The organism is Methyloparacoccus murrellii (assembly GCF_054657115.1).
This window is the reverse complement of the sequence record NZ_BAAHXD010000012.1, coordinates 33,637-46,899: the sequence shown is the minus strand read 5'-3', so window position 1 is coordinate 46,899 and position 13,263 is coordinate 33,637. Positions and strand designations below refer to the sequence as shown.

Annotated in this window: 8 protein-coding genes; 3 read left to right on the top strand and 5 right to left on the bottom strand. The window is 67.2% G+C overall.

Going from position 1 to position 13,263, the window contains the following annotated elements:
- Positions 1-5: 5 nt before the first annotated feature.
- Positions 6-2,858 carry an LPS-assembly protein LptD gene (locus tag ACYQ1H_RS05270; RefSeq protein ID WP_460026990.1) on the bottom strand — a complete coding sequence of 951 codons (2,853 nt, stop codon included), beginning with the start codon at positions 2,856-2,858 and terminating at the stop codon, positions 6-8.
- Positions 2,859-3,064: 206 nt separating this feature from the next.
- On the opposite strand from ACYQ1H_RS05270, the gene ACYQ1H_RS05265 reads away from it, so the two are divergent.
- Together ACYQ1H_RS05265 and murU are read left to right on the top strand one after the other, a co-directional pair.
- On the top strand, positions 3,065-4,078 hold the full coding sequence (locus ACYQ1H_RS05265; protein ID WP_460026989.1) for an aminoglycoside phosphotransferase family protein: 1,014 nt from the start codon (positions 3,065-3,067) through the stop codon (positions 4,076-4,078).
- Positions 4,075-4,743: an N-acetylmuramate alpha-1-phosphate uridylyltransferase MurU gene (gene murU, locus ACYQ1H_RS05260; protein WP_460026988.1), complete on the top strand. Its 669-nt coding sequence runs from the start codon at positions 4,075-4,077 to the stop codon at positions 4,741-4,743. Before ACYQ1H_RS05265 ends, murU begins: the two co-directional genes overlap by 4 nt.
- 4 nt (positions 4,744-4,747) lie before the next feature.
- Here the strand turns inward: murU and asnB are convergent, their stop codons facing one another.
- The 4 genes from asnB to argH form a co-directional block, all read right to left on the bottom strand.
- A complete protein-coding gene (gene asnB, locus ACYQ1H_RS05255) occupies positions 4,748-6,607 on the bottom strand; it encodes an asparagine synthase (glutamine-hydrolyzing) (RefSeq protein ID WP_460026987.1) in 1,860 nt (619 codons plus the stop codon).
- Position 6,608: 1 nt separating this feature from the next.
- Positions 6,609-8,315, bottom strand: a complete 1,707-nt coding sequence (locus ACYQ1H_RS05250; RefSeq protein WP_460026986.1) for an ArnT family glycosyltransferase — start codon at positions 8,313-8,315, stop codon at positions 6,609-6,611.
- A gap of 145 nt (positions 8,316-8,460) precedes the next feature.
- Positions 8,461-9,084 carry a histidine phosphatase family protein gene (locus ACYQ1H_RS05245; protein ID WP_460026985.1) on the bottom strand — a complete coding sequence of 208 codons (624 nt, stop codon included), beginning with the start codon at positions 9,082-9,084 and terminating at the stop codon, positions 8,461-8,463.
- A 5-nt stretch (positions 9,085-9,089) separates the two neighbouring features.
- Complete coding sequence (gene argH, locus ACYQ1H_RS05240; protein WP_460026984.1) at positions 9,090-10,478, bottom strand: argininosuccinate lyase; 1,389 nt, start codon at positions 10,476-10,478, stop codon at positions 9,090-9,092.
- A gap of 179 nt (positions 10,479-10,657) precedes the next feature.
- Between argH and leuS the strand changes: the two genes are divergently transcribed.
- Positions 10,658-13,261 (top strand): leucine--tRNA ligase, encoded by a 2,604-nt coding sequence (gene leuS, locus ACYQ1H_RS05235; RefSeq protein ID WP_460027020.1) that lies wholly within the window; start codon positions 10,658-10,660, stop codon positions 13,259-13,261.
- Positions 13,262-13,263 lie beyond the last annotated feature (2 nt).

Sequence of the window (13,263 nt, the reverse complement as noted above, 5' to 3'; positions counted from 1 at the left end):
CGGTATCAGTAATCGCTGAATCGGTAACCGCTGACGCTGCGTTCGAGGAACTTGTCGACCTCGTCGCCCAGCGTGGTGAGTCCCTTCAGTTCCAGCTGCATGAACACGGCATTGTTGGATTGCGCCGTGCCGTCGGATTCGATGGTGTTCAGGTAGCGGCGTCCCAGCAGGGTGAAACGCCAGCAGCAGGTCTCCCGCTCGAAGCCGAAGAAGCTCTCGGTCGTCACATCGTCGAGTATCGAATACTGCCAGCGGCCGATGGCGTACCAGCCGGCGAGGATCGGCAGACGCATGGAGACATCGGTGAGGTTGAGGCAGCCGAAGTTGTTGGTGTAGTAGTTCTGGCCCAGGTCGTTCGGCAGGCAGGTATCGGTGTACTGGTTGCGGCGGTAGCGGTAGGCGACATTCAGCAGCTGGTTCTGGCGGTTGTTGTATTGCAGGCCGACCTGTCCGCGCTCGATGGAGTTGAGCGACGGGTTGTACTGTCCGGCGGTGTAGACCGACCAGTTCTCCGTGATGCCGCCGTATACGTCGCCGACGATGTTCGAGAAGGTCTGGGCATAGGTGTCCGGCGGAAGCCCCACGGGCGTGACCTCGCGGCGCTGGAAGTAGAACTGGTTGCCCAGGGTCGCCCGCAAGCGTTCGATGCCGGTGGTCTGGTCGATCAGCCGCGAGGTCACCGCTGCCGTCAGCTCGTTGGCGTCACCGATGCGGTCATAGCCGGCGAAGCGGTTCTCGCGGAAGAGCTGGTAGTAGGTGAAGTCGTAGCTGGTGGTATCGAACAGCGGGATGTTCTGCTGGTTGACCGTGGGAATGTAGACATAGAACAGCCGCGGCTCGATGGTTTGCTGCATGGCCCGGTCGCCCAGGGGAAATTCCCGGTCGAAATAGGTGCCGCTGTCCATCGACAGGATGGGCACGGTGAAGTTTTCGCTGGTCCCGGCGGTCGTGTTGACGCCCAGGCTCTGCTGCAGGCCCGACCAGAATTGTGGGCTCTGCAGCGTGTACTGGTTGAACGCCAGGGTGGCGCTGGGCCGGAAGAAGGCGGCGCTGGTCTCGATCGGGTAGCTCAGCTTGGGCCGGATCAGGAAGCGCTGACCCATGGTCATCTCGTTGCTGTCGGCCTGGATGTAGGCCATCTGGCTCTCGTTGCTGAACTGCAGGCCCGAGTCCAGGATGTTGTGGCCGAAAAAGTGGCTGACCTTGGGCAGGTAGAAATAGGGATACTGATCCTTGGGGATGCTCGGATCGATGGTCTGGAAGTAGTTGGCGATGGCGTTTACCGGCCCGATCGGGCTGTTGTAGTTCAGCGTCGCGGAACTGGGGATGTTGCGGTAGTCGACGATGGCCAGCGGCGAGCCCAGCTGGTTCAGGTAGTAGGGGTCGGAAACCCAGTTGGCCTGGATGCGGCTGGAAATGTTCTCGGAAATCTTCGCGTCGTTGGTCCAGCCGACCTGGCCGCGCGTGGTCGGGATTTCCTGACCGGTGCCCTTGGTGCTCTCCGCCAGCTGGTCGTAGGGCAGGATGTCGCCCACCAGGCGACCGCGGGAGTACTCGGTCAGGTAGCGGAACTCGTTGCGCAACATGAAGCCCCGCTTCGAGAAGTACGAGGGCTGTATCGTGTCGTCGAAATTCGGCGCGATGTTCAGATAGTAGGGCACCCTGACGATGGCGCCGCTGGCGGAGTTGCCGCCGATGCTGGGGCTCAGCAGGCCGGAGACGCGCCGGTTGTCGATCGGGAAATCCATGTAGGGCGCGTACAGGAACGGCACGTCCATGAATTCGAACCAGGCGCTCTGCGCCGTGCCGGTGCCGGTCTCCTTGTTGATCTTGAGCTTGTCGGCGTGCAGGACCCAGTCCTGGTTGCCGGTCGGGCAGGTCGTGTAGCTGGCGGTCTCGTAGCGCGACAGGGTGTTGCTGTCGATGTGGGTCAGCCGCGAGGTGCCGCGCCCGGGAACCGCCGGCAGGATGAACTGGGAGTTGCGGAACACGCCGCGATCGGATTCGCCGTCCATGAAGCCCGAGTCGCTGGAAAGGATCATCCCCTTTTCCTGATAGGTGACGTTGCCATGCACGTTGACGGCGTTGTTCTTCAGGTTGCGGGTGATGTAGTCGGCCCACAGGCGCTGGTCGGCCTTGACCATTTCCGCCGAGCCGTTGAAATTCGAAACCTCGCCGTCGATCAGCTCGAAGTAGTCGGAGTGGATGTCGACCGGCGCCTTCTCGCGCGCCAGTTTTTCCCCGGGACTCAGCAGGAACTCGGCCATGGGCGGGGGCCGCCGCTTGCCCACCTTGGGCGCGCAGCTGCGCTGCCAGGGGTTGGCCGGCAGCTTGCTCATCATGTTCTCGAAACGGTCCTCGTCCTCGCGCGTGATGCTGCTCGACTGGGCCCAGTTTTCGGTCGCCTCGCCTGCCTCGCTGACGACATGGGCCAGGCCGCGTGGGTCGCGACCGCTCAGCGAGCAGGACCAGCCGCGGTCGGGGCCTTCATCCAGGCTGGGCACGCAGCTCCAGCCTGCCACCTTGGCCTTGGCCGGCTCGCCCCTGGCCTCGGGGGTGTCGAAGGGCGCGCGGCTGTTCAGCAGCTCGGGCCTGTCCTCGGGGTCGCTGCCGGGGCGCGCGGCACCGTTGTCGGCGGCGGGGGGTGCGGGCTCCTCGCCCAGTTCGATGCCGCTGTCCTGGTTCTTCGGCGTCGGCCTGTGCGGCAAGGGGGTGGCCGAACCGCAGTTCCAGGCGCCGTTGCCGCTCTTGCGCTGGCAGTCCCAGTCGCTGCTGGCGCCTGCCGCCAGCGGCGGCGTCAACGCGCTGGCGCTGGCCACGACGAGGCCGAGCAGCGGCCCGCACCGCCGGGCGCGCATCGTCTCCCCGGCCGGGGGCGCATCGGGACAGTCAAAGGGAGGCGAGTTCCGCAGCAAGTCGGGTATCGGGAAAAGTGGGCGTCGGGGTACGCAAGGCACGAGTCGTCGTGACGTGGACTTTATGGTCAAATAACCCGTTTGAATGCCGCATTTTACCCAATGGCTGGGTTTCGGTAAGTTTTTTATCTGCCATGCCCCCGCGCCCGATGCAAGATCCGGATTTCCGCTACCGTCAGCTGCTTGACTGGCTGCGCCATGACCTTGGCTGCCAGCCGCTGGACATCGCGCCGGCCTCCGCCGACGCCAGTTTTCGCCGCTATTTCCGGATCCGGCTGGAAGACGGAACCCGCATCGTCATGGATGCGCCGCCGCCGCAGGAGAATGTCCGGCCGTTCGTGGCCATCGCCGGCCTGCTGCGCGAGGCCGGGGTGCAGACTCCTGCGGTGCATGCGGTCGATGCCGAGCGTGGTTTCGTGTTGCTGGGCGACTTCGGCGATCGCGACTACCTGCGGGCGCTGGATGACGAAAGTGCCGAAGCACTGTATGGCGACGCGCTGGAGACCCTGCTGGCCTTGCAGCGCAACGTGGTGGTGGCCACGGCCGGCTTGCCGGCCTACGACGAGGCCCTGCTGCGACGCGAACTGGGGCTGTTCCGCGAATGGCTGCTGGAACGCTGGCTGGCGCTCGCCCTGACGCCGGCGGAGGAGGCCCTGCTGGCCGACACCCTGGACCTGCTGGTGCAATCGGCGCTGGAGCAGCCGCGGGTGTGCGTGCACCGCGACTATCACTCGCGCAATCTCATGGTGACCGGAACCGGCAACCCCGGCGTACTGGATTTCCAGGACGCGGTGATCGGCCCCCTGACCTATGACCTGGTCTCGCTGCTGCGGGACTGTTACGTGGTCTGGCCACCCGCCCGGGTGCAGGCCTGGGTGGACGGCTATCGCGATCGTCTGCTGGCGGCGGGATTGCTTGGCGCGGGCGAGGCTGGCCGGTTCGGCCGCTGGTTCGATCTCATGGGCATGCAGCGGCATCTCAAGGCTGCCGGCATCTTCGTCCGCCTCAAGCTGCGCGATGGCAAGCCCGGCTATCTCGCCGACATTCCGCGAACCCTGGGCTATGTGGCCGAGGTGGCGCGTGCCTATCCCGAGCTGACGGCCTTCGCCGGGTTTCTCGACCAGCGCGTGTGGCCGCGCCTGAGCGCGGGGGAGCGCCCATGAAGGCCATGATCCTGGCGGCCGGGCGTGGCGAGCGCATGCGCCCGCTGACCGACCGCACCCCCAAGCCGCTGTTGCAGGCGGGTGGCCTGCCCCTGATCGAGCACCTGATCCGGGGCCTGGTCGCGGGTGGCATTCGCGAACTGGTGGTGAACACCGCGCACCTCGGCGAGCAGGTCGAGGCCGCGCTGGGCGACGGTTCGCGTCTGGGCGCCGCCATCGTCTACTCGCCCGAGCATCAAGCGCTGGAAACCGGTGGCGGCATTCACAGGGCCCTGCCGCTGCTGGGCGAGGAACCCTTTCTGGTGGTGAACGGCGACATTGCCACCGATTTTCCCTTCGGGACCCTGGTCTCGCGCCCCATCGAGCTGGCGCACCTGGTGCTGGTGCCGAACCCGCCCCACCATCCGGCGGGCGATTTCGGGCTGGATGGCGAGCGTACCCTGGAGACGGCCGGAAGCTGCCACACCTTCGGCGGCATCGGCGTCTATCGACCGGCCCTGTTTCGGGACTGCGCGCCGGGGCGTTTCCCGCTGGCGCCCCTGCTGCGCGCGGCCATGCGCGAGGGCCGGGTGTCGGGACAGCTTTACCCGGGTTTCTGGATGGACATCGGCACTGTCGACCGCTTGCGGGCCTTCGAGCGCCACCTGGCCAGCCGGGCCCCCTGACGCTTCAGGGCCGGCGGGCGGGTGCCGCCGTGTCCAGCCAATCCAGCCATTCGCTCAGCACCACCAGCGCCCACAGGGCCCGGCCGTGATCGGCCTGGCGCCGCAGGTGTTCCTGCAGCAGCGCGGCGATGGCCTGGCGGTCCAGCCCCAGGCGATCCAGCGCCGGCCGCGACAAGGCGGCCTCGACCCAGGGCAGCAGGGGTTCCTCGCGCAGCCAGCGGCTCAAGGGCACCGACAGGCCGCGTTTCTTGCGGTAGACGATGTCCTCCGGCAGGTAGCGGGTGGCGTAGCGCTTCAGGAAGACCTTGGTCTGGATGCCGCGCACGCGCTCGCGGGCCGGCAGGGTGGCAGCGAATTCCATCACCGCCGGGTCGAGGAACGGTGCGCGCAGTTCCAGCGCCGAGTGCATGCTGGCCCGGTCGGCCTTGGTCAGCAGCCCCTCCGCCAGCGAGCGCTCCAGATCGTAGTGCTGGATGCGGTCCAGCAGGCTTGTATCCGCCGGCGGTTCCCAGATCCGGAGTGCCGGCACGATGCCGAGGCGCGCCAGGGTGGCGGGCGCAAGGCTGGCGTTCCACAGCACATGCCGGGCGATACCCTCCAGGTTGTCACCCTGGACGAAGCGCTTGAGCAGGAAGGACAGGGTGACCTTCCTGTCGCTCGGTGGCCAGCGCTCGATCAGCGTCCGCAGGGCGGCGCGCAGGGCACCCGGCAGGCGAGCGTAGCGCTCGGCCAGGCCGGCGCCGAAATAGGTCGGGTAGCCGCCGAACAGCTCGTCGGCGCCCTCGCCCGAGAGCGCCAGGCGGATGTCCTGCGCGGCGCGCTCGGAGAGCAGGGCGGTGGGCACCCAGGCCGGGTCGGCCAGCGGCTCGCCGCTGGTGTGGATCACCGCCCGCAGGAGCCGCGGCAGCTCAGCTGGCGTCACCCAGACCGGGATGTAGGCGATGCCGAGATCGCCGGCGACGCGCTCGGCGTATTGGCCCTCGTCGAAGGAATCCTCCCCGAAGCGCAGCCCATAGGCGGTGAGGGGCTTGTCCGGATGCAGGCTGCGGGTGACGGCGGCGATCAGCGAGGAATCGACGCCGCCGCTGAGGAACAGTCCGACCGGTACGTCCACCTCGCTCTGTCGCCGTACCGCCTGCCGGAACAGGCCGTCAAAGGCCTCGATCGAGGCATCCGGGCGAGAGGGGCTCGGCTTGGGCCAGCGCCAGTAACGGCGGGTTTCAATGCCGTGGGCGGTCAGGGTCACGCACTCGGCTGGGCCTACCTTGATGACACCGGCCAGCGGGCTGTCGGGGGCCGCGAAATAGCCAAGTTGCAGGTAGCGGTGCAGGGCCGGGGCATCCAGGGCAGGTGGCTCAGCCTGCCTTGCCGCCATGGCCGCCAGCTGCGAGGCGAAGGTCACGGTGTCGCCATCCACGGCATAGAACAGGGGCCGCTCGCCCGCCCGGTCGCGCGCCAGCAGGAGCCTGCGCTCGCGCGGATCCCACACGGCCAGGGCGAAGGCACCGACCAGGCGGTCGACGAACGCCGCGCCGAGTTCCAGGTAGAGACCCGGCAGGACGGCGACATCGGTATCCTCCGGCACCGGCCGGCCGCGCCCGGCCAGCCAGGCGCGCAGTTCCCCGTGGTTGTCGATCTCGCCGTTGCAGACCACCATGACGCCGGTGGCGAGGTCGACCATGGGCTGTTCGCCGCTGGTCAGACCGCGGATCGTCAACCGCGCCATGCCGAATGTCGCGCTCGTGCCGTGCTTGATCCAGTGCCCGTCCGGGCCGCGATGGACCAGCCGGTCCAGCATCGTGCCGACCGCCGTCCCGCCGAGTTCCGCTTCCGCCAGGCTTGCCTGTCCACAGATGCCGCACATGTCAGCGCTCCGTTGCCGGCAGCAGGGTGCCGATGTAGTCGTTGCGGTAATGCTCCAGCCGCGCCCCGTGTGGCCTGGCCAGGGTTTCCAGTTCGTTGCGGCGGTGCGCGCGCGTCAGGAGATAGACGGGATGGGCGCGCGAGGCGAGATACGCCGCCAGCTGCCGGCTGGGTATCAGGTGCTCCGGCCAGGGTTTGCCGGAGGCCAGCGAGAACAGCACGTAATTGCTGGTCAGCTCGTGGCCATCCTCGGTGAATACGGTGATCGGCTTGCCGAGATAGAAGGGCAGGCCGTGCGGCATGCAGCCCAGGCAGGCAAATTCGGTGTCGGCCGGCAGCTGTCGTGGCAGGTTGGCGGCAATTTCGCGGGCCGACTTGATGCCGGCATGGCGCGGGATCCAGTCGAATTGCAGGGTGATCAGCCAGAGCGGGGTGGCCAGGAAGGCCAGCATCGCCAGGCGGACATGGTCCCGTGCCCAGGCGACCCCTGCCAGCAGGGCGACGGTGATCAGCGAAATGGCAAGGCCAGGCAGCAGATCGCCGAAGTGTTGCAGGAACTCCGGCTTCGGGGTCAGCGTCGCTGGCCATGAGGTCGGGGCGTATGCCAGCAGCAGCGCCGGCGCGCTCAGCAGCAGGGCAGCCAGCGCCAGTCCGGCGCAGGCGTTGCGTACCAGGCGCCGCGCCGCTTCGTTGCCTGTCAGGGCCTCGCCGAGCACGCGGGCGACCAGGACACCCAGGGCAATGACACCGGTAAGGATGTAACCCGGCAGCTTGGACTGCGACAGCGAGAAGAACACCACGACAATCAGGGCCCAGATGACGAACAGGCGGTCCGCGGCGTCGAGCTGCCGCCGTTCGCGCCAGGCCATGGGCAGGGATGCCGGCAGCAGCATGCTCCAGGCGAAGAAGCCGCCGGCGATGATCAGGCCATAGTAGTAGAACGGCTGGGTCCGCCGGAATTCCGTGGTGGTGAAGCGGGCGATCGACTCCTTCATGATCCCGTAATACGGGAAGTCCGGGCAGGCCAGGGAGAGACCGGCAAACCAGGGCAGCACCACCGCCAGGAACAGGCCGACATGGACCGGCGCGAAGAAGCGGCGGATGGCGCGCCAGTTGCCGGATGTCCCGTGGTAGGCGGTCATCACCAGCAGTGGCACCAGGAATCCGACCGGCCCCTTGACCAGGGTGCCCAGCCCGGCCATCGCCGTTGCCGTCAGGTACCAGCGCCGCCGGCCGGCGGGGTCTTCCCGGGTTTCCGCCAGGAACGCCGAGAGGATGGCGGCGCAGACGCAAAAGGCCAGCGTCATGTCGAAGATGACGATGCGCGCGAAGGCCATGAACAGCGGCGTACTGGCGACGACGACCACGGCGATGGCCGCTGTCAGCCGGTCGTAGACCTGCCGGCAGAAGCCCCACAGCATCACCAGCAGACCGAGGGCAAACAGCGCCGACGGCAGGCGGGCGGCGAATTCCGTGGTGCCGAAGGCGCCGAGGGACAGGGCGACGGCCCGGAAGAAGAAGGCCGGCTTGTCGAGGTAGGTGGCGCCGTCGTAGGTCGGTACCAGCCAGCTGCCGCTCTCCAGCATTTCCCGCGCCACCTCGGCATTGCGGCCCTCGTCCGGCGACAGCAGCGGAAAATCACCCAGATGATGGAAGGTCATCCAGGCGCCGAACAGCAACGCGGCAAGGGACAAGAAACGATCGGGCACGCGACCGGCTCCCGCGGGCCGGGGCATGTTCTGGGTGGGCGCGGTATTCAAGGGAAAGCCTGCAGGTTGGTGGTTGGGCGCCCCGGCCTGGCTGGCCGCAGGGGTGGGATGGCTCGCAGGTCCCGGCGACGGTGCGATGGGGGGCTCAGGATTTCAGCGATCCGGCATGAAAGATCAGTTGGCCGAGGAACTCCTCGCCCTGCTCGGCGTATTCCACGCGCGTGACACAGGCGGTGCCGACCTTGATGCGGAACAGGTTGGCCAGCGGAATGCCGAGCACCTGGGCCATGACCATGCGAATGATGCCGGCGTGGCAGACGATCAGCAAATGCTTGCCGGCGTGCCGGTTGAGGATGTCGCGGCAGGCGCCGGCGACCCGGTTGCGGAATTCGGCCAGCCCCTCGGCCCCGTCCGGTCGGTAGGTCGTGGGATCGCGATAGAAGCGCTGCACCACGCCGGGATCATAGCGGGTGATTTCCTCGCTGGTTTTTCCCTGCCAGGCGCCGAAGCCGATCTCCTTGAGGCGGTCGTCGGTTTCCAGCGGGATGCCGGCTTCCTCGCTCATGGCCTCGGCGAAGGCCAGGCAACGGCTGAGCGGCGAGCTGACGATGACATTCCAGGGCCGCTCACGGCCAACCGCGCAGAGCATTTCCTGCCAGCCGGCGTGGCTCAGGGGATCGTCGGTCTGGCCCCGGTAGCGGGCGCCACCGACGGATTCGCCGTGACGCAGCAGGTCGACCAGGGTGGTGACGCGGTCGTCGGTGATCACGGCACTCAGGCCTGTTGCCGGCGGGCGCGGGCCGCGGCGATGGCGCGCCGAACCTGACCTGGCGCGGTGCCGCCCAAGTGGTTGCGCGCCTCCAGCGAACCCTCCAGGGTCAGCACGGCAAATACATCCGCCTCGATGTCCGGCGACAGCCGGCGCAGTTCCTCCAGGCTCAGCTCGGACAGGTCGCGCCCGGTGTCGACGCCCAGTCGCACGGCCTTGCCGACAACCTCGTGGGCATCGCGGAAGGGCATGCCCTTCCGCACCAGGTAGTCGGCCAGATCCGTGGCGGTGGCATAGCCCTGCAAGGCGGCGCGGCGCATTGCCTCGCGCCGCGGTTGCAGGTTGGGCACCATGTCGGCGAAGGCGCGCAGGCAGTCGCGCACCGTGTCCACGGCGTCGAACAGCGGTTCCTTGTCCTCCTGGTTGTCCTTGTTGTAGGCCAGCGGCTGGCCCTTCATCAGCGTCAGCAGGCCGACCAGGTGGCCGAACACGCGCCCCGACTTGCCGCGTACCAGTTCGGGCACATCGGGATTCTTCTTCTGCGGCATGATCGAGGAACCGGTGCAGAAGGCGTCGGGCAGGTCGACGAAACCGAACTGCGCCGAGGTCCAGAGAATCAGCTCCTCCGCGAAACGCGACAGGTGCATCATGATCAGGCTGGCGCAGGCCGTGAATTCGATGGCGAAATCGCGGTCGCTGACGGCGTCCAGGGAGTTGGCGGCGGGACGGTCGAAACCGAGCAGCCGCGCGGTCAGCGCGCGATCCAGCGGGAAGGTGGTGCCGGCCAGCGCCGCCGCGCCCAGGGGCATGACATTGATGCGCTTGCGGCAATCGCCGAGACGCTCGTGGTCCCTCTCCAGCATCTCGAACCAGGCCAGCAGGTGATGGCCGAAGCTGACCGGCTGCGCCACCTGGAGATGGGTGAAGCCGGGCATGATGGTGTCGGCCTCGGCTTCCGCCAGGTCCAGCAGCGCATCCTGCAGGCGCCGGATCAGGTGTCCGATCGTGTCGACTTCGTCGCGCAGGTACAGGCGGATGTCGGTGGCGACCTGGTCGTTGCGCGAGCGCCCGGTATGCAGCTTCTTGCCCACCTCACCAATGCGCTGGGTCAGGCGGGCCTCGATGTTCATGTGGACGTCCTCGAGCTGCACCGACCACTCGAAGGCGCCGCGTTCGATCTCGGCGGCAATGGCGTCCAGACCCTGGCTGATGAGGCTGCATTCGTCGTCCGTCAGCACGCCAATGGCGGCCAGCATCCGCGCATGCGCCTTGGAGCCCTCGATATCGTGCCGGGCGAGGCGTTTGTCGAACGAGACCGAAGCGGTAAAGGCTTCGACGAACGCATCGGTCGCTTCGGTGAAACGGCCGGCCCAGGGTTTCGAATCGGTGCTCATGGCGGCTGAATTGGCGGAAAATATCTGTGGATTATACGCGATCGGCCACCCCAGGTTGGCGGGGTCCCGGTGCCCGGGGTGATGCTGTCTGGTGGCCGGCCCGCCGGGAAATTGCCGGTGCCGGGCCGCCTCGAGTATCCTTGCCCGTTTAGTCTGACTGCACAATGCCGCCACTGCGTATGGACGATCTCTACCAGCCTGCCGCCATCGAGCCCGACATCCAGCGCCAGTGGGAAGCGGCGGGCGTGTTCCGGGCCGTCGAGGATCCGGCCCGGGAAAAATTCTACTGCCTGTCGATGTTCCCCTATCCGAGCGGCCGGCTGCACATGGGCCATGTGCGCAACTACACCATCGGCGACGTCATGTCGCGCTACCAGCGCATGCAAGGCAAGAATGTCCTGCAGCCCATGGGCTGGGACGCCTTCGGCCTGCCGGCGGAGAACGCGGCCATGAGCAAGGGCGTGCACCCGGCGGAATGGACCTACGACAACATCGCCTACATGAAGCGCCAGCTCAGGGAGCTGGGTTTCGGCTACGACTGGCAGCGTGAGGTGGCGACCTGTTCGCCCGAGTACTACCGCTGGGAGCAATGGTTCTTCCTGCGCCTGCTGGAGAAGGGACTGGTCTACAAGAAGACCTCGCCGGTCAACTGGTGCCCGCATGACGCCACCGTGCTGGCCAACGAGCAGGTCATCGACGGTTGCTGCTGGCGCTGCGACACCCCCGTCGTGCGCAAGGACATCTCGCAGTGGTTCATGAGGATCACCGCCTATGCCGACGAACTGCTGGCCGAGCTGGACAGGCTCGAGGGCTGGCCGGACCAGGTCCGCACCATGCAGGCCAACTGGATCGGCAAGAGCCATGGCGTGCGCTTCGCCTTCCCCTACCTGCTGGATGGCGAGGAAGGCCGATTGTGGGTGTACACCACGCGCGCCGACACCCTCATGGGTGTCACCTTCTGTGCCGTGGCCCCGGAACACCCGCTGGCCACCCGTGCCGCCCGCGACAACCCGGCGCTCCAGGCCTTCATCCGCGAATGCGAACAGAGCGGCACCGCCGAGGCCGATCTGGCCACCCTGGAAAAGAAGGGCATGGCTACCGGCATCACGGTCACTCATCCGCTCACCGGCGAGGCCATTCCCGTTTGGGTCGGCAACTACGTGCTGATGAGCTATGGCGAGGGCGCGGTGATGGCGGTGCCGGCCCACGATGAGCGCGATTTCCATTTCGCCCGCAAGTACGGCCTGCCGGTCAGGCAGGTCATCGCCCACCGGGACGGCGGACTCGAATTCAGTGCCGATGCCTGGCAGGACTGGTACGGCGACAAGAGCGTGGGCGTCTGCGTCAACTCCGGCCCCTATGACGGGCTGGCCCATGCCGAGGCGGTCGACGCCATCGCCGCCGACCTGAAGGCCAGGGCGCTGGGCGAAAAGCAGACCAATTTCCGTCTGCGCGACTGGGGGGTCTCGCGCCAGCGCTACTGGGGCTGTCCGGTACCGGTCATCTACTGCGACGACTGTGGCACCGTGCCGGTGCCCGACGAGCAGCTTCCGGTCCTGCTGCCCGGGGACGTCGACATTACCGGCGTCGGCTCGCCGCTGGCGAAACTGGACAGCTTCGTCCACGTCGATTGTCCCGCATGCGGCCAGCCGGCCCGGCGCGAGACCGACACCTTCGATACCTTCATGGAGTCGTCCTGGTACTTCGCCCGCTACACCGGCGCCGACAACGGCCAGGCCATGCTGGACGAGCGCGCGCATTACTGGCTGCCGGTCGACCAGTACATCGGCGGTATCGAGCATGCCATCCTGCATCTCCTCTACGCGCGCTTCTATCACAAGCTGCTGCGCGACGCCGGCCTGGTCCGCAGCGATGAGCCCTTTGCCAACCTGCTGACCCAGGGCATGGTGGTGGCGCCCACTTTCTACCGCGAGGAACACGGCAGGAAGGTCTATGTCGGCCCGGCCGAGGTCGATGTCGGCACCGACGACAAGGGCCGCATCACCGGCGCGACGCTCAAGGCCGACGGCCAGCCGGTCAGGGTCGGCGGTACCGAGAAGATGTCGAAGTCGAAAAACAACGGCGTCGATCCCGAGCATCTGGTCAGTCGCTACGGCGCCGATACGGTCCGCCTGTTCACCATGTTCGCCGCGCCGCCCGAGCAGTCGCTGGAGTGGTCGGATTCCGGCGTGGAAGGCGGTTTCCGCTTCCTCAAGCGGCTGTGGAAGCAGGTGGCCGCCCATGTCAACGACGGTCCTGCGCCGGCGCTGGACACAGCGACGCTGAGCGACGCACAGAAGGCCCTGCGCCGCCAGGTACACGAGACCCTGCGCAAGGTCACCGACGATATGAGCCGGCGCTTCACCTTCAACACGGCCATCGCCGCCAACATGGAACTGCTCAATGCCCTGGCGAAATTCGACGATGCCAGCGCCCAGGGCCGGGCCGTGCGGCAGGAGGCCTTCGAGCTGGTGACCCTGATGCTGTCCCCGATCGTGCCGCACATCTGCGAGCGGCTGTGGCGGGCGCTCGGTCACGAGGGGCTGGTGGCCACCGCCGCCTGGCCCTCTGTCGACGAGACCGCACGGGTACAGGACGCCATCGAGATGGTGGTGCAGGTCAACGGCAAGCTGCGCGGCAAGATCACCGTGCCGGTCGCCGCCGACCAGGCCGCCATCCGGGAGACCGCGCTGGCGGATGCGAACGTGCAGCGCTTCATGGATGGCCAGCCGGCGAAAAAGGTGATCGTGGTGCCGCGCAAGCTGGTCAATATCGTGGTTTGAAC